Here is a 19,670-nt window from a genome sequence, read left to right on the forward strand (position 1 = left end):
GGTCGTGGAACGTCGTGCCATCCATATATTCGCGTGCATCGGTCTAAGGCCGCCCTGGTGGGAGCGCTTCCGGGCAGGTGAGCGGGCGAACCAGAAAACATTTCGTTCTGTATGGACCCAAACGAGGGCTGTCACAGTTGTAACAACCTCGCGAACGGCGGAAATAGACCGTTGACACGGCTGTAACGTGTTGCCACCATTCCCGAAAAGGTTTTCGAGGATGGTGCTCATGCTTCGTCGCGCACTCGCCGCGCTCGCCGCGGTCGTACTCCTCGCGGGCTGCTCGGGATCGCCGAAGCCCGCGCCGCCCCCGCCCGTCGACGGGGCCGACAGCGGTGGCCGCCTGGTGCTGTGGAGCCGGTCGCAGCTCGAGGTCCAGGCGACGCTGCTCGTCGACGCGTACAACGCGACCCACACCAACCAGGTCGAGCTGACGCTCCTGCCAGGCGCCGATGTGAACGCTCGCATCGACGGCGCCGCGCAGGCCGGAGCGCTGCCCGACCTGCTCACCGGCGCCGTCGCGGACGTGCCCGGCTGGACCGGCCGCGGCCTCTACCAGGACCTGACGAACCGCATCGCCCGCCTGCCCTTCGCCGCGCAGCTCGACCAGCCGTCGATGCAGGCCGGCGCGAAGGACGGCGCCCAGCACGCCCTGCCGTTCGTGCTGGGCGACCAGCACAGCGACATCGGCATCTCCCGCGACTCGAAGAAGGCCGACCAGGCGTGGAACTTCATCGCCTGGCTGCTCTCAGACGAGGCGCAGGTCCAGATACTCGCCCGCAACGGGGATCCGGTCGCGCGGGCCGACCTGCAAGCGAACGCCTTCGCCACCCCCCAGAAAGGTGCCCGCTCGTGAGAACAGTCCGGCCACGCGCCGCGGCCGCTGCCGCGATCGCCGGCCTGCTGCTGACCACCCTCACACCCGTGCCGGCGCACGCCGCACCCAACACCGCCACCCCCTACCCGACGTTCGCCGGCAGCGCCAACCCGGTGCCGGACGAGCGGACCGGATACCACGTGCGCAACCAGCTCCAGGCCATCTTCGACGCCGACGTCGCGGCCGGGGCCGGGTCCAGCCCGGACAACGACTTCTGGTTCGACCGCATGCTGGCCCGCACCGGCAACCTGCCGGGCGGGTCGAACGGTGACGCGAACGCCTACCTGTTCAGCCGCGGCCGGGCCGTGTTCATGAAGACGCACACCCCGAACGTGCTCGGCTTCGGCGGCGAGGTCGCCTACGTCGAGTCGATCGCCGGCGGCCAGGGCGCCTACACCATCACCGCATCGGTCAACGGCGCCGACGTCGCGCTCACCGAGGACGTCAACGCCCGCAAGCAGACCCCGAGCTACTTCCGCACCGTGTTCAACAACACCGGCAGCGGGCTGCGCATCACCGAGACCAAGTACATCACCGACGCCAACGTCGCGGTGACCGCGATGGACGTCGCCAGCACCAACGGCAGCGCGAAGAACGTGACCCTCACGGCGACGTCCGCGTTCGCCAAGACGGTCGCGAGCGACAACGGCGAGCTGACCGGCGCGGTGCGCGCGTTCAACCAGCTCACCACGATCTTCCCCCGCTTCTCCGGCGACGGCTTCGCGCCGGTGGACGGCACGCTGCGCCAGACCCTCGCGGTGCCCGCGTCGGGCGCGGTGTCGACCAAGGTGCAGCTCGGCTTCGTCACGAAGGAGCAGCCGGCCGCCGACGCCGAGTACGCGCACTACCGCGGCCTGAGCCCGGCGGCGGCGTTCAAGGAGCACGTCACCGACTACAACCAGTGGTGGGCCGACAACGTGCCCTACCTGGACACGCCCGAGAACAACATCGACAAGACGCTGTTCTACCGCTGGTGGCTCATGCGGTACAACTTCCTCGACGCCGACCTGCCCGGCAACGACTACCAGTTCCCGACGTCGATGGAGGGGGTGCTCGGGTACAACAACGCGATCGTGCTGACCGTCGGCATGTTCGTCGACGACCTCAAGTACTTCCGCGACCCGGTGTACTCCTACGGCCCGTGGGTCTCGGCCGGCGAGGTGTCGAAGAGCTCGAAGTACGTCGACAACCCCGGCGACCCGGCCAACTGGTCGAACTCCTACACGGAGTACATCTCCGAGGCCGCCTGGCGCTCCTACCAGCTGCACGGCGGGCCCGCGGCGATCGCGCAGAACCTCGCCGAGTACGCCGAGTACGACGTCAAGGGCCTGCAGCAGGCGTACGACTTCGACGGCAACGGCCTCATCGAGTACAACTGGGGCGCCATGACCGGCAACGACGCCGACGCGGTGTCGTTCGACTGGAAGTCCGGCTACATGGACCGGACCGAGAATGCCTACCTGTACTCCAACGCCAAGGCCGCCGCGGCCGCCTACCGCACCGCGGGCAACACGGCCAAGGCCGACGAGATGGAGGCGTTCGCCGCGCGGATCAAGGCGGCCGTGCTGCAGTACCTGTGGGAGCCCGCCCGCAGCACCCCGGACCAGATGGGCCTCTACGGCAACCTGCTCAAGCACCGCCTGGTCAACGGCAACGAGCTCGTCCCGTGGAAGGAGATCAACAACTACTACCCGTACTCGGTCGGGCTGATGCCGAAGCCGGGTGACGCCGACTACAACCAGCCCTACACCGAGGCGCTGCGGCTGTTCGCGGACGGCTCGCAGTACCCGATCTTCCCGTTCACCACCGCGAACCAGGCCGACAAGGCCGCGGCCGCGGCGAAGGGCTTCCCGGGCAGCAACAACTTCTCGATCATCAACTCCACGGTGACGTTCCGCATGCTCTCCTCGGTGCTGCGCAACTACCCGACGAGCTACATCGACGCCGAGTGGTACAAGAAGCTGCTCTACTGGAACGCCTGGGCGCAGTACCAGAACGGCGGCGACAACCGCTACCCGGACCAGAACGAGTTCTGGGCCGACGGCTCCGCCAGCCCGCAGAACATCGGCTACCGCTCCTGGATCCACCACACGATCCTGGGCGCCACGAACTTCACCGTCATCGAGGACGCGATGGGCCTGCGCCCGCGCTCCGACGCGAAGGTGGAGCTCGACCCGATCGACATCGGCTGGGACCACTTCACCGCGAACAACATCCGCTACCGCGACCGCGACCTCACCATCGTGTGGGACGCGCCCGGCGGCACGAAGTACTACGGCAACGACGTCCCCGAGGGCTACTCCGTCTACCTCGACGGGCAGCTCGCGTTCACCGCGGACAAGCTCGGCAAGCTCGTCTACGACCCGGCCACCGGCACGGTCGAGGCGGCCGCCGGCGTGCAGGTGCTCACGCACAACGCGATCTCGGTGAAGGCCCCGCAGGACGTCACCTACAACGCGAACGCGCGCATCGTCGACGTCATGGCCAAGGCGGGCGCCGACATCAACACCGCCAGCACCGGCTCGGAGAACGTCGCCCAGGGCCGCCCGGCCACCGCGACCTTCTCGGCCTCGGGCCGCGGCCCGGCGGGTGCGGTGAACGGCACGACGATCAACGAGCCCTTCTGGGGTACCGCCGGATCGCCCAACGCCACCGACTCGATCGACGTCGACCTGCAGGGCGAGCGCTCGATCGACGACGTGCGGGTCTACTTCTACAACACCACCACGACCGCGACGGTCCAGGGCTACGCACCCCCGGCGCAGTTCACGGTGTCGTACGACGACGGCTCAGGCTGGAAACTCGTGCCCAGCGAGTTCCGTTCGCCCGCCTACCCGCGCGGCAACCTCAACCAGGTCCGGTTCCCCAGCGTCAAGGCGAAGAAGCTGCGCATCACCGTGCAGCACGCCCCCGGCGCGAAGACCGGCATCAAGGAGGTGCAGGCGTTCGGCACCGGCGTCGCGGCCCCCGCGGCCGTGAACAACCCGCCGCTGGCCGACGCGTGGCTCGACTCCTCCTACAGCCAGGCCGGCTCGGCCCGCATCATCGGGCTGGCCCAGGACGACGGTGACCCGGGCACGGCGCTGACCTCGGCCTGGACGGTGGCCGACGCGCCCGACGGCGGCTCCGCGGCCTTCGAGCCCGCCAACGCGCCGAGCACCGTGGCCCGCTTCACCAAGAGCGGCCGGTACACGCTGCGCCTGACCGTCACCAACGGGCAGGCGACCTCGACCAAGGACGTCGTGGTCAACGCGACCGCGCTGTCCGAGGGCGAGATCAACGTGGCCGCGACCGCGACGGCGTCGGCGAGCTTCACGGCCGGCTGGAACAACGTCAACGCGGTCAACGACGGCAAGCCCTCGCTGTTCAGCGGCGGCGCCCAGACCGACCTGTGGGGCACCTGGACCGGCAGCGAGCCGGCGACCCGGTGGCTGCAGTACGACTTCCCGTCGGCGGTGCGGGTCGACCGCGCCTCGATCGACTTCTGGTCGGACAGCACCACGGGCGGCAGCGGTGTCGCGGTGCCGAAGTCGTGGAAGCTGCAGTACTGGGACGGAACCGCCTGGAAGGACGTGACCAACGGGACCGGGTTCGACCCGGCCGTGCGCGGGCGCACCAACGCGGTGACGTTCGACGCGGTCACCACGACCCGGCTGCGGGCCACGTTCAACGCCCTGCCCAACGCGGCCGGCACCGCGTACTCCGCGGTCGGCGTCTCCGAGTGGCGGGTCTTCGCCACGGCGGCGAGCTCGATCAAGGGCGTGGACGCGCGGACCCAGGTCGGCGTCGCACCCACCCTGCCGTCCACGGTGGACGTCACCTACGCCGACGGCACCACGCTGCCGGTCTCGGTGGCCTGGGGCACGATCGACCCGTCGAAGGTGGCGGCGGTCGGCGACTTCACGGTCTCCGGCTTCGTCGCGGGCACCACGCTCACGGCGAGCGCCCACGTCTGGGTGCGCGGCCCCGACCCGGTGCAGATCAACACCATCGACCCGGTCGCCGTGTCGACCAGGGTGGGCGTCGCGCCGAAGCTGCCGGCCGGGGTCACCGTCGGCTACAACGACGGCTCGCGGCAGAGCGGCATCGCGGTCACCTGGGCGGCGATCGACCCGGCCAAGTACGCGGCGGCGAACACCTTCGAGGTGAGCGGCCAGGTGGCCGGCACCGACAAGACGGCCACCGCGACCGTCACCGTCGGCGACGGCGGGCCGAGCGACACCGCCCCGCCGGTGGCGACCCTGACCGCCGACCCGGCCCCGGCCAGCGGCTGGACGACGTCCAACGTCATGGTGACGGCCACCGCGACCGACAACGCCGACCCGGCGCCGAAGCTCGAGATCGCCGTCGGATCGGGCGCCTTCCAGGCGTACACCGGACCGGTCACGATCTCGGCCGAGGGCTCGACGACCGTGAAGGCGCGGGCCACCGACAAGGCGGGCAACGTCTCGGCGGTGACCGAGCGGACGGTCGGCATCGACCGGACTGCGCCGACGGCGACCGCGGCCTTCGACGCGGGCAGCCGGTCGGTGACCATCACGGGCACCGACGCGCTGTCCGGCATCGGCGCCGTGCAGTACCGGCTCACCGTCGGCGGCGTGGTGACCCAGGACTGGACCACCGCGTCCGGCCCGGTGCCGATCGGCTCCTCCGCGACGACGGTGGACTACCGGGCCGTGGACAAGGCCGGCAACACCTCCGCCACCGGCACCGTGCAGGTGCCGGCGGGTCAGGCGCCGGTCAACGTGGCCCGCACGGCCACCGCGTCCGCGTCCTACACCCCGGGCTGGGTCACCGCCGACAACATCAACGACGGCGTGCAGCCCACCGGTCCGGTCGGGCCGAACACCGACGTGTGGAACACCTGGCCGCAGGTCGGCGAGCAGTGGATCCAGCTGGACTGGGCCGCGCCCGTCACCGTCGACCGCTCCCGCATCTGGTTCAGCCAGGACCTCGACGACTCCGGCGCCGGGGTGGCCCCGCCGAAGACCTGGAAGCTGCAGTACTGGACCGACGCGGGCACCTGGGCCGACGTCGAGCAGCCCACCGCCTACGGCACCTCCGCGACCGAGTGGAACACGGTGACCTTCAAGAAGATCACGACCACGAAGCTGCGGGCCCTGCTCACCGCGAGCGGGACCGAGGAGGGCAAGGGCGCGCCCGGCGTGCAGGAGTGGGAGGTGTACGACGTGCCGGGCGCCGCGACGCCGCAGTTCGACGTCGAGGTGCAGGCCAAGACCCAGTGCATCGCCGGCACCGCCTACGTGTCCGTCAACGCCCGCAACGCCGACGACCAGACGCTCACCATCGAGCTGGTCACGCCGTACGGGTCGCGGACGGTCACCGGCGTCGCCCCGGGCAAGACCGCCTACCAGTCGTTCAACGCCCGCACCGCCTCGGTGCCGGCCGGCAGCGCCACGGTGAAGGTCACGGGCCCCGGCGGGTCCATGGAGATCAAGGCCCCCTACACCGCCTCCACCTGTTAGGACGGCTCAGTTGAAACCCCTCCGCCTCGCGGCGGTGGCGGGGATCGTGCTGGCCGGGCTGCTCGTCAGCCCGGCCGGCCCGGCCCAGGCCGCCGACACGTCGTACACCTTCACCCATCAAGGCAACCCGATCCTCGCGGACGGCAGCTACTACTCGGCCGACCCGGCCCCGCTGGTGGCCGGCGACGACCTCTACATCTACACCGGCCACGACCAGGCCGGCCCCACCACCAACGACTTCCAGATGAACGAGTGGGGCGCGTTCCGCACGAGTGACGTCCAGAGTGGACAGTGGACGCACTACCCGTCGCTGGCCCGCCCGGAGACGCTGTTCGCCTGGGCCACGGCCGGCCGCGCCTACGCCGGCCAGGTGGTCCAGGGCCCCGACGGGCGCTACTACTGGTACCTGCCCGTGAGCGAGCGCACCAGCACCGCCGCGGACAAGTTCGCCATCGGCCTGGCCGTGTCCGACAGCCCGACCGGGCCGTGGACCGACTACATCGGGGGCCCGCTGATCTCCCAGCGGGTGCCGACGGCGAACGACATCCAGAACATCGACCCGACCATCCTCGTCGAGAACGGTCACGTCTACGTCTACTGGGGCACCTTCGGCCAGCTGCGGGTGCTCGAGTACGCCGCGGACATGAAGACGCCGGTCGGCACCCAGAAGACGGTCACCGGGCTCACCGGGTTCTTCGAGGCACCCTGGCTCTTCGCGCGCAACGGCACGTACTACCTCGCCTACGCGGGCAACAACGCCGGCCCGACCTCGTCGTGCACCCCGGCGAACTACCACGCGTGCATCGCGTACGCGACCGCGGCGTCGCCGTCGGGCCCGTGGACCTACCGCGGCACGGTGCTCGCGCCGGTGTCGTCGACGACGAGCCACCCGGGCATCATCCAGTACAAGGGCCAGTGGTACATCACCTACCACACCGCCGACGCCGTGGGTGGCGGGCACTTCCGCCGCTCGGTCGCCATCGACAAGGTGGAGTGGGACGACACCCAGTCCCCGCCGCGGATGAAGATGGTCGTCCAGACGCCGGTGAAGCAGCGCGACCGCACCCCGCGGGCGAACATCGCCCAGGAGGCCAAGGTCACCGTCTCCAACGACCCGGTGCCGACGCAGTACTGGGTGAAGGCGCTCAACGACGAGATCGTGCGCGCCAACCCGCTCCCGCCGGACATGTGGGGCACCTGGACGGGGAACAACCCGGCGCAGCAGTGGGTGCAGTACACCTGGGACTCCCCGATGCGGATCTCGGGCTCGCAGATCGACTTCTGGAACGACCAGCCCCAGGGCAGCGGCGTCGGCGTCGCGGCCCCGGCCCGGTGGAAGATCCAGTACTGGAACCTCGCCACCGGGCAGTGGGCCGACGTGCCGAACCCGAGCGGCTACCCGACCGCGACCGCGGGCTTGCAGAACACCACGTTCGACCCGGTCACCACCACGCAGGTGCGCGCCGTCTTCGACGCCTCGACCAACGGCAGCACCTACTCGGCCGTCGCCGTCGAGGAATGGAAGGTGCTCGCGGCCCAGCCGGCCTCGGTCACCGCCCCGGCCATCACCGTCGAGGTCGGCGAGACCGAGCTGCCCGGGACGGTTCCGGTGACGTTCGGCGCGGAGACGCTCCAGATCCCGGTCTACTGGGACGCGGTCACCGCCGACCAGCCGGGTCAGTTCACCGTCAAGGGCTCGGTCCTGGGCTACGCCGCCGGCCAGGTCACCGCGACGGTCACGGTGATCTCGCCCGGCGACACCGCCGGAGACGTGACGGCCCCGACGCTGACGCTCACCCCGAGCGGCAGCGCCGGCACGGACGGCTGGTTCCGTTCGGCGGTCAAGGTGCGGGCCGCGGCCGTGGACGACCGGGGCGGCCGGATGACCCTGACGTCCACGGTGGACAACGGGGCGCCGGTCTCCGCGTCGCCGGTGCGCTACACGGACGTGACCGTCTCCGGTGACGGCCGGCACACGGTGAGCGCCACGGCCACCGACCGGGCCGGGAACACCTCGGCCCCGGCATCGCTGGCGGTGCGGATCGACGCGACCGCGCCGGTGAGCACCGCGACGGTCACCGGACGGAGCGTTGCCGTGAGCGCGGCCGACGCCACCTCCGGCGTCGCCCGCATCGAGTACGCCGTCGACACGGGGGCCTGGGTCACGTACACGGGACCGGTCTCCGCACCCGACTCGAACAAGCACACGGTGTCGTTCCGGGCGCTGGACAACGCCGGGAACCTCGAGACCGCGAAGACGGCGACGATCGCGGCCGACCTGTCCGGGCCGCTGTCCGGCAACGTCGGGCCGATCGCGACCCCGACGGCGTCCTACACGGCGTCCTGGAACAGCGTCACCGCGCTCAACGACAACGCGGACCCGGCGAACCCGGCCCAGGCCCAGATCTGGGGCACCTGGTCCGGCAGCCGCCCGGCGACGCAGTGGGTGCAGTACGACTGGGCGCGCCCCATCCGCCTCACCGGCGCCGAGCTCAAGTTCTGGAAGGACTCCAACCGCGGCACCGGCGACGGTGTGGCCGAGCCGGACGGCTGGAAGCTCCAGTACTGGGACGGCACCGCCTGGCAGGACATCACCGCCACCTACGGCACCTCGACGACGGCCTTCAACACCGTCACCTTCACCCCCGTCACCACCAGCCGGCTGCGGGCCACCGTCAGCGCGAACGGCAACGGCACGACCTACTCGGCGGTCGCGATCACCGAGTGGCGGGTCTTCGCCGACGACCCCGGCACCCAGCCCGTCGCGCCGGTCACGGTGACCGTCCAGCCCCGGTGCATCGCCGGCAAGGCGTACCTCGCCGTGCAGGCGCACAACGACGGCGGCGCGGCGCTCGACCTGGCCGTCGAGACCGCCTACGGCGACCGCTCGTTCGCGGCCGTCGCGCCCGGCGCCAGCGCCTACCAGTCCTTCCCGGTCCGGACCACGACCATGCCGGCCGGCACGGTCACCGTCCGCGTCACCGGCACCGCCCCCATCACCGCCGACTACGGCACCCTCACCTGTTAGGAGCAGCATGAACGCACGCGCCCGACTCCACGTGGCCACTTGGGCCGCGGTGCTGGCCGGAAGCGCCGCCTTCGCGGGCGTCGCCTCGGCCGACCCGGGAGACTCCAGCGACGTCCAGGTCACCGTCGACATCCCCGCGATCCACCAGCCCGGCGTGCTCGCGCTGAGCGTCGCCGGCAACGCGGTGACCCTGGCCGAGAACGGCTCCACCGCCCTCGTGCGGCAGTTCACCGGCACCCTGCCGACGGTCCGGGTGACCGACACCCGCACCGGCGACGAGATCCCGGCCGGGGCGAGCTGGGCGGTCCTGGGCACGTCCAGCGCCTTCACCGGCACCGCGGGGCAGCCCGCGATCACCGCCGACCACCTCGGCTGGAAGCCGCGGCTGATCGACGGCGGCGAGACCGGCCAGGTCGCGGAGGGCGAGGAGGTCGTGACCGTCCTCGACGACCCGACCCAGCCCGGCAACAACGTCGGCCTCAAGGACCAGGAGCTGCTGGTCTCCACGTACGACTCGGCGGCGGTCGCCGGCGGCGCGTACGACGTGAACGCCGACCTCTTCCTGCGCACCCCCGCCGACGTCGCGGCCGGTTCCTACCACGCGACCCTGACCATCTCCCTGTTCGAGTAGATGTCCCGTCTACTGGCCCGGACCGCGGTGGTGCTCGCCGCGGTCCTGGCCGTCCCCTTGATGCCGATCCCCGCGCTCGCCGACCCGGGCACGATGACCTGGACCGTCCAGCCCGCCGACGCCGGCGGGCCGGACGGCCGGCGGTGGGTCGAGCGAACCCTGGACCCGGGCCAGGCCGTCACCGAGCACATGGCCGTGCGCAACCTCGGCAAGACCTCCGCGGTCTTCGCGCTGTCGGCCGCCGACGGCTACCTCACGGACAAGGGCCGCTTCAACATGCTGCCCGCCGACCAGCCCTCGAAGGACGGCGGCACCTGGATCACGGTGCAGAAGAGCATCACCGTCGGGCCGAACGAGACCAAGGTGGTGCCGTTCACCGTCACGGTGCCGCGCGACGCCGCCCCCGGCGACCACCCGGCCGGCATCGCCGCGTCGGTGCTCAGCGACTCCGGCACGGTCGCGGTCGACAGCCGCGTCGGCTTCCGGGTGATGCTGCGCACCAGCGGCACGGTCCGGGCCTCGCTCAGCGGGCACGGGCTGGCCGTGAGGTTCGAGCGCTCCTGGAACCCGTTCACCCCCGGCTCGGTCCGCGTCACCTACACCGTCGCGAACGCGGGCAACGTGCGGGTCGACGCCCGCGCCGGCACCTCCGTCGCCGAGCTCTTCGGCGCCCGGCACAGCACGGCCGGGGTGCAGGCGGGGGAGCTGCTGCCCGGCGGGAGCCGCGAGGCCGAGGCCCGGGTGCGCGGCGTCTGGGGCCTGTTCCGGGTGACGACCACGGTCGAGCTCACCCCGCAGGTCATCGGCGAGGCCGGGCCGGGCGCGCAGGTGGTGCCGTCCACGGTCGCGGTGTCGGCGTGGGTGGTGCCGTGGCCGCAGCTGCTCCTCGTGGCGCTGCTCGTCGCCGTGTTCTTCGTCCTGCGCTGGGTGCGCCGCCGTCGTCGGTCCCGCCTCGCCGCGCTGCTCGCCGCCGCTCGGGAAGAAGGAATTGTTAGCGCTAACAACGCAAATCTGAGCACGTCAAAATGAATGTTGACCTACGTACGCGTTAGCGCTAACAATCGATCCATGGCCAATCGACGTCAGTTTCTGCAGGCCTCCGCGCTCGGTGCCGCCACCGTTGCCGGCGGGGGCCTGCTCATGCCCGAATCCGCCCTTGCCGCCCCCGTTGCCGCCGCCACCGTCCCGCCCCAGCCCGGGCCGGGCGGCACCGCCCCCGTCCGCCCGTTCCAGCTCGGCGAGGTCCGGCTGGGCAGCGGGCTCTTCCAGGAGAAGCGCGACCGCACCAAGGCGTTCCTGCGCGCCTTCGACGAGCGCCGGTTCCTGGTGCTGTTCAACAACCAGGCGGGCCGGCCGAACCCGTCGGGCGTCTCGGTGCCCGGCGGCTGGGAGGACGGCGGGCTGCTGAGCGGCCACTGGGCCGGGCACTACATGACCTCGCTCGCGCAGGCCTACGCCGACCAGGGCGAGGCCGTCTACAAGACCAAGCTCGACTGGATGGTCGGGGAGCTGGCCGCGTGCCAGGCCGCCATCACCGCGCGCATGGGCAACAGCCCGGGCGGCGGCGGGGAGCAGCCTCCGCCGCAGATCGGCCGGGTGCAGGGCCGGTTCGGCAACGCGCTCAAGCTCAACGGCACGAGCAAGGCGCAGTACTGCACCCTGCCCCAGGAAGCGATCAACCAGCTCACCGACTTCACCATCGCGACCTGGATCAACCTCGCCTCCACGGCGAGCTGGACGCGGCTGTTCGACTTCGGCCAGAGCACGACCGTGAACATGTTCCTGACCCCGCGGGCGGGCGTGACCGGCAACGTGCCGCGCTTCGCCATCACCGTCGGCGGCTCCGGCCAGGAGCAGCAGATCAACGGCAGCGCGGCGCTGCCCACCAACCAGTGGGTGCACATCGCGGTGACGCTGTCGGGCAAGACCGGCACGATGTACGTCAACGCGCAGCCGGTCGGCACCAACGCCAACATGACGCTCAACCCGTCCAACCTCGGCAACCCCGGCAACCGGTGGATCGGGCGGTCGGCCTACGGCGACCCGTTCCTGGACGCCACCGTCGACGAGTTCCACATCTTCGACCGGGCGCTGACCCAGACCGAGCTGCTGTCCATGCTGGACTCCCCGGCCGGGAGCACCGGCGGGGGCAACATCGCGTGGTACAAGTTCGACGAGACCGACGGCAGCGCGCTCAAGGACGGCTCGCCCAACGGCCGTGACGCCGGCATCGTGGCCGCCTCGACGGCCGGGGCCGCGGACTGGATCCCGACGTTCCCGGGCTACCTCGGCGCCATCCCGGAGGACGCGGTGCTGCGCCTCGGCCCGCCCCGTTGGGCCGTCTACGGTGGCAACGCCGAGACGAACACGTGGGCGCCCTGGTACACCCAGCACAAGATCATGCGCGGGCTGCTGGACGCGTACTACCACACCGGCAACGCCCAGGCCCTCCAGGTCGTCACGAAGATGGCGGACTGGGCCCACCTCGCGCTCACCATCGGGGACAAGAACCACCCCGGCTACACCGGCCCGCTGACCCGCGACGACCTCAACTACATGTGGGACCTCTACATCGGCGGCGAGTTCGGCGGCGCCAACGAGGTCTTCCCGGAGATCGCGCAGCTCACCGGCGACCCGAAGCACCTCGACACCGCCAAGTGCTTCGACAACCGCGAGTCGCTCTTCGGCGCGTGCGTCGAGAACCGCGACATCCTCGTCGTCACGCCGCAGAACCGGCCGGGCCGCCGCCGCGCCGAGCGCCTGCACGCCAACACGCACGTGCCGCAGTTCATCGGCTACATGCGCATCTTCGAGCAGGGCGGGGGCCAGGAGTACTTCGCCGCGGCCAAGAACTTCTACGGCATGGTCGTGCCGCACCGCATGTTCGCTCACGGCGGCACGGGCGGCAACTACCCCGGCTCCAACAACAACCTCGAGCTGTTCCAGAACCGCGACGACATCGCCAACTCGGTGCCGACCAGCGGTGCGGAGACCTGCACCACGTACAACGTCATGAAGCTGGCCCGCAACCTCTTCCTGCACGAGCACGACCCGGCGTACATGGACTACTACGAGCGCGCCCTCGTCAACATGATCCCGGGCTCGCGGGCCGACACCGACTCGACCTCCGACCCGCGGGTGACCTACTTCCAGCCCCTCGCGGCGGGCACCGTGCGCAGCTACGGCAACACCGGCACCTGCTGCGGCGGCACCGGGCTGGAGAACCACACCAAGTACCAGGAGACCGTCTACCTCAAGTCCGACGACGGCGGCACGCTGTGGGTGAACCTCTACCTGCCCTCGACCCTGACGTGGGCCGAGAAGGGCTTCACGATCACGCAGGCGACGTCGTACCCGCGCGAGGACCGCACGAAGCTCACGGTGAACGGGTCCGGGCCGCTGGACGTCAAGCTGCGGGTGCCGGGCTGGGTGCGGCGCGGCTTCACGGTGACCGTCAACGGCACCGCGCAGAACCTGAACGCGCAGCCGGGCTCGTACGTGACGCTGAGCCGCACCTGGAGCCCCGGCGACGTGGTCGAGATCCGGATGCCGTTCAGCGTCCGCGTCGAGCGGGCCATCGACCGGCCCGACACCCAGGCGCTCTTCTGGGGGCCGGTGCTGCTGCAGATCCTCGGCAACCCGGGCAGCGGGGCCTGGCGGGAGCTGTCGCTCTACAAGCACCTCAAGCGCGACGGCGACTACACGCGCGCGGCGGTCACGGCCGGGGCGGTCACGGCGGCCGGGGACCAGACGTTCGCCGCGGGCGGGTTCTCGTTGCGGCCGTACTACATCAGCGACAGCCAGGCCGCGTCCTCCTACTTCCGCCGGGTCGAGCCGACGATCGTCTTCGGCTCCATCGACACCGGGGTGCCGAACCGCAAGCGCAACGACGGGCTGCCGAACTACGACGTGCCCGTCTCCGGCGTCACGTCCCCCGGCACCGACGGCCCGACGTTCCTCGACCTGCTGTGGGACCAGGCCCCGTTCGCCACGCACACCCAGTTCGTCGCGGCGGTCACCACCCTGGCGGGCTCGCTGCTCTCCGCGGCCGAGAAGGACTCGGTGGTCGCGGCGGCGAACGCCGCCCGCCAGGAGCTCGCCACCGGGCCGGAGCTCACCGTCGCGGTCGAGGCGCGCACCCAGCGCATCGGCGCGACCGTCTACGTCTCGGTCAACGCGCGCAACGACGACAGCGTGCCTCTCACCATCGAGCTGGTCACGCCGTACGGCTCGCGCACGGTCGAGGGCGTGGCTCCCGGCAAGTCGGCCTACCAGGCGTTCAACTCCCGCGCCGCGTCCGTCCCGGCCGGCACCGTGACGGTCCGGGCGACCGGCGTGGTCGGCGGGCAGACGGTGACGGCGGAGTTCGAGGCGTCGTACAGCTGATGTAATTTTCGTGCCCCCGGGACACCTTCGGCGGGTGTCCCGGGGTGCGGCTTAAGGCTCCGAAAAGCTTTCGCTAAATGTGGCCGCAGTTGCGCCGAAAAGGTTTTCGGAGAACATTGTGCGCCCATGACCCCCGTCAATATCCGCGCGCGCCGGCTGTGGCTGGCGCCGATGGTCGCGCTGGCCGTGATCGCCGGCGTGCTCGTCGCCCTGCAGGCGCGCCCGGCCGCCGCCGCCACGAAGTCCGTCTACATCCCCGCCCGCTGGACCCAGACCGGCGAGGTGCCGTGGGCCCAGAACCGCACCAAGGAGTCGAACAACTTCATCCTGCTGTGGGGCGAGAAGTCGGGGACCACGCCGACCTCGGCGCCCTCGCCGTACAACTTCGACCCGAACAGCGTCATCACGCAGCTGGAGAACCTGTACTCGTTCTACGTGAACACGATGCAGTTCACGCCGGAGCAGGGGCTGCTCGCGCAGTACAAAATCATCGTCATCATCACGAACACGTGGAACCGCACGGAGCTGAACGCCTGGGCGACCGGCGGTTCCGTGGACGGCAAGGTCGGTGTCATCAACATCGATCCCAAGGCCGCGCTGCCGGGCTCCTGGGGCCTCGCGCACGAGCTCGGGCACGTGTTCCAGAACTACACGTTCCTGGGCCGCTCGGGCTACGGCTTCACCGACGCGAGCGCGGGCACGTTCTGGGAGACCAGCGCGGAGTTCATGGCCATGCAGGCGCTGCCCACCACCGCCGCCGGTGACCTGAGCCGCTGGTTGCGCTCGGAGAACCTCTACTACAGCTCCAGCCGCCACCACTACGGCAACTGGATGCTGATGCAGTACATCAAGGACCGCGACGGGCTCGCGATGTTCAACCGCATCTGGAACGAGGCGAAGAGCAACGAGCATCCGCTGGAGACGTACCGCCGCATCACCGGCATCACCCAGGCCGAGCTGAACCGGCGCGTCGGGGAGTACGCGACGCGCACGGTGACGTACGACTTCGGCAACTCCTCGACGCTGATGCCGTTCATCACCAACGTCTACGGCGCGGGCTTCCTCAACAACGCGTACAACGGCGGCAACGTGGAGGCGGTCGACGCCTCGCTCGGGCACTTCCGCATCAACGCCCGCGTCGCCCCGGCGGACTACGGGTTCAACAAGATCAAGCTCGTCCCCGCCACCGACGGCGGCCTGGTGAAGCTGCGCCTGCGCGGGCACGCCGAGACGGGCGCGACCGGCTGGACGTTCGGGCTCGTCGCGGTGAAGAACGGCGTGCCGCGGTACTCGGCGCTCACCACCGGCACCGACGGGCAGATCGACTTCCAGCTGCAGTCCGGCGAGAAGGAGGTGTGGCTGGTCGTCACCGCGACCCCGAACGCGGTGCCGCACTACGCCTTCCTGGACGGCTACAACAAGGCGCGGCGCTTCCCGTACGAGTTCCGCGTCTCCGGCGCCACCCCGTCGGGCTTCGAGCCCGGCTACGTGAAGCCGGCCGCGACGAACGGCGGCCACTGGCACGCCAACGGCGGCGGCTGGGTCGCGGCGAACGCGAGCGTGGCGTCGACCGCCTACGTCGGCCCGAAGGCCGCGGTGTACGCCGGCACCGTGACCGGCAACGCGCGCATCGAGGGCCTCGGCTGGGTCAACGGCGGCACGGTCGGCGGCAACGCGATCGTCAAGGACAACGCGCTGATCCAGGCGGGCGCGAACCTCTCGGGCAACATCGTGGTCGGCGGCGACGCCGAGTTCGCGATCGCGTGCGGCTCCGGGACGTACCTCGCCTTCAACCCGGACCGCAAGTGCGACGGCGGCGGTGGCGAGACGGACGTCAACCCGTCCTTCACCGGGTTCTCCTCCGCCGACCTCGCGATCGGCGGCGGCACGACGACACCCCCTCCCACCGGCGGCGTCAACGTCGCTCCGCAGGCGATCCCGTCGGCCTCCTACACGTCGTCGTGGGAGTCGGTGAACGCCATCAACGACAACATCGACCCGCCGTCGTCGAACGACACCGTGAACCCGCGCTGGGGCACCTGGCCGAACAGCGGGCAGCAATGGGCGGAGCTGCAGTGGTCGTCGGCCCAGTCGCTGAACAAGGCGCAGGTGTACCTGTTCGACGACAACCAGGGCATCGACCTGCCGTCGAGCTGGAAGCTGCAGTACTGGAACGGCAGCGCCTACGTGGACGTGCCGGGTGCGTCCGGCTACACGATCAACGCGAACGCGTACAACACCGTCACCTTCACCACGGTGAGCACGACTCGCCTGCGGGTCCTGCTGCAGTCCAACGGCACCAACTCGGTCGGCCTCCTGGAGGTCAAGGCCTTCACCGCGTAGCCGGTCCGGGTGGCGGGACGGCCACGTGCCGCCCGCCACCCGGCCGCCGTGCGCCAGTCCTACGCCGCGCGGCCGGTCGTCATGAGGAGGCGTCGAGCTCGTGGCGGGCCGACAGGATGTGGGTGCGCATGGCGGACTCGGCCCAGGGGACGTCGTGGGCGCGGATCGCCGACAGGATCTCGCGGTGCTGCTGCAGGCTGATCCGCAGGCGTTCGGGGGAGTAGCCCAGGAACGTGCGCAGCACCACCGGGACCTGGATCAGGCCGCGGATCATGCCCGGCAGCAGCGAGTTGGCCGAGGACTCGTGGACGAGCGCGTGGAAGCGGTCGTTCAGGCCGGCCACGCGCTGGATGTCGGTCGGCTCGGCGGCCGCCTCGTCCATGTCGTCGCACAGCACCGCCATCACGGTGCGCTGGGCGTCCGTGGCGTGCTGGGCGGCCAGGGCCGCGGCGTGGCCCTCCAGCAGGGCGCGGACCGAGAACAGCTCGTCGAGCTGCGCGCGGGTCCACGTGCGCACGTAGGCGCCGCGGTTGGGGAAGACCTCGATCAGGCCCTCCGAGTGCAGTCGGCGGATCGCCTCGCGGACGGGGGTGCGCGAGACCGACAGGTGCCCGGCGAGCTCGACCTCGGCCAGCTGCGCGCCCGGCGGGTAGGTGCCGTCCAGGATGCCCTTGCGCAGCGTGGCGTAGGCGTGTTCGACCGCGTTCACGACTCGGTTGCCGCCTCCGGTTGGGGGAATGGGTCGGTGCGGCCCAGCAGCGCCGGGACCTGCCTGCCGAGGGTACGTTCCACGAGCTCGCTCGCGTGCAGCAGGCCGGGCACGGAGAGCCCGGTCTCGTAGCCGTCGCGGTGCAGGGCCCAGGCCAGGTCCTCGGTGGCGATGTTGCCCGTCGCGCGCGGGGCGAAGGGGCAGCCGCCGATCCCGCCGCTGCTCGCGTCCAGGGCCACGGCCCCGGCGGCCAGGGCCGCGTAGGCGTTGGCGTAGCCGCTGTTGCGGGTGTTGTGGAAGTGGCAGCGCACCGGCAGCGCGGTCACGTCGCGCACGGCGCCGACCAGCGCGGTGGCCCGGCCGGGGGTCGCGACGCCGATGGTGTCGGCCAGGCAGACCTCGTCGGCCTCGAACGAGCCGACCAGCTCCAGGACGCGGCCGGGGTCGACCTCGCCCTCGAAGGGGCAGCCCCACGAGGCGCCGATCGTCAGGGTCACCCGCATGCCGAGGTCGTGGGCCTGGGCGGCCAGGCGCTGGTAGGAGGCCACGGCGTCGGCCACGACCATGCCCTGGTTGCGCCGGGAGAAGGTGTCGGTCGCGACCATGACCAGGTTGACCTCGGGGACGCCGGCGGCCGCGGCCCGGCGCAGGCCGCGCTCGTTGAAGACCAAAGCGCTGATGGTGACGTCCGGCAGGTCGAGGCCCGCGAGGACCTCCTCGGCGTCCGCGAGCTGGGGGACGCGGTCGGGCCGCACGAAGCTGGTGACCTCGATGCGCCGGGCACCCGCGGCGGCCAGGCGCCGGACGAACTCGATCTTCTCGGCGGTCGGTACCGTCACCGCTTCGTTCTGCAGACCGTCGCGCGGTCCCACCTCGACGATGTCGATCAGCATTTCAGATCACCCCGGCCGAGCGCAGCCGCGCCGTCTGCTCGGCGTCGAGGCCGAGGATCTTGCCGAACACCTCGTCGTTGTGCTCACCGAGCTGCGGGCCCGTGTGCCGCACCGCGCCCGGCGTCTCGCTCAGCCGCGGCATGACGTTCTGCATCGGCACGTCGCCGAGGCCCGGCGCGGCCATGCGCACGATCGCCTGCCTGGCCGCGTAGTGCGGGTCGGCGAGCATGTCGCGGGCCTTGTAGATGCGCCCGGCCGGCACGCCGGCGGCGTCGAGGCGGTGCAGCAGCTCTGCCGCCGGTACCGTCGCCGACCAGTCGGCGATCATCCCGTCGATCAGGTCCATGTTGCGCCCGCGGGCGTCGTGGGTGCGGAAGCGCTCGTCCTCGGCGAGGTCGGGCCGGCCCATGACCTCGGCCAGCCGGCGGAACACGCCGTCCTGGTTGGCCGCGATGAGCACGCTCTCGCCGTCGCTGGTCGGGAACACGTTGCTGGGGGAGATGTTCGGCAGCACCGCGCCCGTGCGCTCGCGCTGGTAGCCGGCCAGCTCCCACTCCGGCAGCAGCGACTCCATCATCGCGAGCACCGCCTCGTAGATGGCCGCGTCCACGACCTGGCCGCGGCCGGTGCGGCGGCGGGTGTGCAGGGCGACGAGCGTGCCCAGCGCGGCGAAGACGGCGGCGAGCGAGTCGCCGAGGGAGATGCCGGAGCGGGCGGGCGGGCGGTCGGGGTCGCCGATGACGTAGCGGATGCCGCCCATCGCCTCGCCGATCGAGCCGAAGCCGGCGCGGCTGGAGTACGGCCCGGTCTGGCCGTAGCCGCTGACCCGGGTGATGACCAGGCGCGGGTTGAGCTCCCACAGCGCCTCGGGCGAGAGCCCCCAGCGCTCCAGCGTGCCCGGGCGGAAGTTCTCGATGAGCACGTCGGCCTCGGCGAGCAGCCGGCGCACCAGGTCCTGCCCCTCGGCGCTGCGCAGGTTGACGGTCACCGACTTCTTGTTCCGGGCGACGATCGGCCACCACAGCGACATGCCGTGCGGCTTCTCGCGGCCCCACTGGCGCATCGGGTCGCCGGCGCGCGGGTCCTCGATCTTGATGACCTCGGCCCCGAAGTCGCCCAGGAGCTGCCCGCAGAACGGCCCGGCCAGCAGCTGACCCATCTCGACCACGCGCAGATCGGCCAGGGGGAGCTCGGTGTCGGTCGTCATGTAGCCTCCAGGTCTCGCGATTGTATGCAACTTAGGCTCCGTTCGACAGAAAGGCAACGGTCGGTGGTGCATACAACTCATCCGGTCGCGCAACGCGCATTGCCGCTTTG

10 protein-coding genes are annotated in these 19,670 nt (G+C 71.0%); 7 read left to right on the forward strand and 3 right to left on the reverse strand.

Annotation, left to right across the window (positions count from 1 at the left end; all coding sequences use genetic code 11):
• The first annotated feature begins 229 nt into the window (after window positions 1-229).
• The 7 genes from ABT369_RS51350 (at window position 230) to ABT369_RS51380 (ending at window position 16,751) form a co-directional block, all read left to right on the forward strand.
• On the forward strand, window positions 230-856 hold the full coding sequence (locus tag ABT369_RS51350; RefSeq protein ID WP_350624818.1) for a type 2 periplasmic-binding domain-containing protein: 627 nt from the start codon (window positions 230-232) through the stop codon (window positions 854-856).
• Window positions 853-6,363: a galactose-binding domain-containing protein gene (locus ABT369_RS51355; protein ID WP_350624820.1), complete on the forward strand. Its 5,511-nt coding sequence runs from the start codon at window positions 853-855 to the stop codon at window positions 6,361-6,363. The genes ABT369_RS51350 and ABT369_RS51355 overlap by 4 nt, the downstream gene beginning before the upstream one ends.
• 10 nt (window positions 6,364-6,373) lie before the next feature.
• A complete protein-coding gene (locus ABT369_RS51360) occupies window positions 6,374-9,391 on the forward strand; it encodes a family 43 glycosylhydrolase (protein WP_350624822.1) in 3,018 nt (1,005 codons plus the stop codon).
• A gap of 7 nt (window positions 9,392-9,398) precedes the next feature.
• Complete coding sequence (locus ABT369_RS51365; protein ID WP_350624824.1) at window positions 9,399-10,022, forward strand: hypothetical protein; 624 nt, start codon at window positions 9,399-9,401, stop codon at window positions 10,020-10,022.
• Window positions 10,023-11,051, forward strand: coding sequence for a COG1470 family protein (locus ABT369_RS51370; protein WP_350624826.1), 1,029 nt, complete (start codon window positions 10,023-10,025; stop codon window positions 11,049-11,051).
• A 39-nt stretch (window positions 11,052-11,090) separates the two neighbouring features.
• Entirely contained in the window at window positions 11,091-14,408 is a 3,318-nt protein-coding gene (locus ABT369_RS51375) for a beta-L-arabinofuranosidase domain-containing protein (RefSeq protein ID WP_350624828.1), read from the forward strand.
• Between the two features lie 126 nt (window positions 14,409-14,534).
• On the forward strand, window positions 14,535-16,751 hold the full coding sequence (locus ABT369_RS51380) for a DUF6055 domain-containing protein (RefSeq protein ID WP_350624830.1): 2,217 nt from the start codon (window positions 14,535-14,537) through the stop codon (window positions 16,749-16,751).
• A gap of 79 nt (window positions 16,752-16,830) precedes the next feature.
• Here the strand turns inward: ABT369_RS51380 and ABT369_RS51385 are convergent, their stop codons facing one another.
• From ABT369_RS51385 to ABT369_RS51395, 3 genes are read right to left on the reverse strand one after another with little or no spacing between them, the layout of a single operon-like run.
• On the reverse strand, window positions 16,831-17,460 hold the full coding sequence (locus ABT369_RS51385) for a GntR family transcriptional regulator (protein ID WP_350624832.1): 630 nt from the start codon (window positions 17,458-17,460) through the stop codon (window positions 16,831-16,833).
• On the reverse strand, window positions 17,457-18,353 hold the full coding sequence (locus ABT369_RS51390) for a hydroxymethylglutaryl-CoA lyase (RefSeq protein WP_350624834.1): 897 nt from the start codon (window positions 18,351-18,353) through the stop codon (window positions 17,457-17,459). The genes ABT369_RS51385 and ABT369_RS51390 overlap by 4 nt, the downstream gene beginning before the upstream one ends.
• Before the next feature lies 1 nt (window position 18,354).
• Window positions 18,355-19,560: a CaiB/BaiF CoA transferase family protein gene (locus ABT369_RS51395; protein WP_350624836.1), complete on the reverse strand. Its 1,206-nt coding sequence runs from the start codon at window positions 19,558-19,560 to the stop codon at window positions 18,355-18,357.
• Window positions 19,561-19,670 lie beyond the last annotated feature (110 nt).

The sequence above is a fragment of the Dactylosporangium sp. NPDC000244 genome, from assembly GCF_040300725.1.
Classification (GTDB): domain Bacteria; phylum Actinomycetota; class Actinomycetes; order Mycobacteriales; family Micromonosporaceae; genus Dactylosporangium.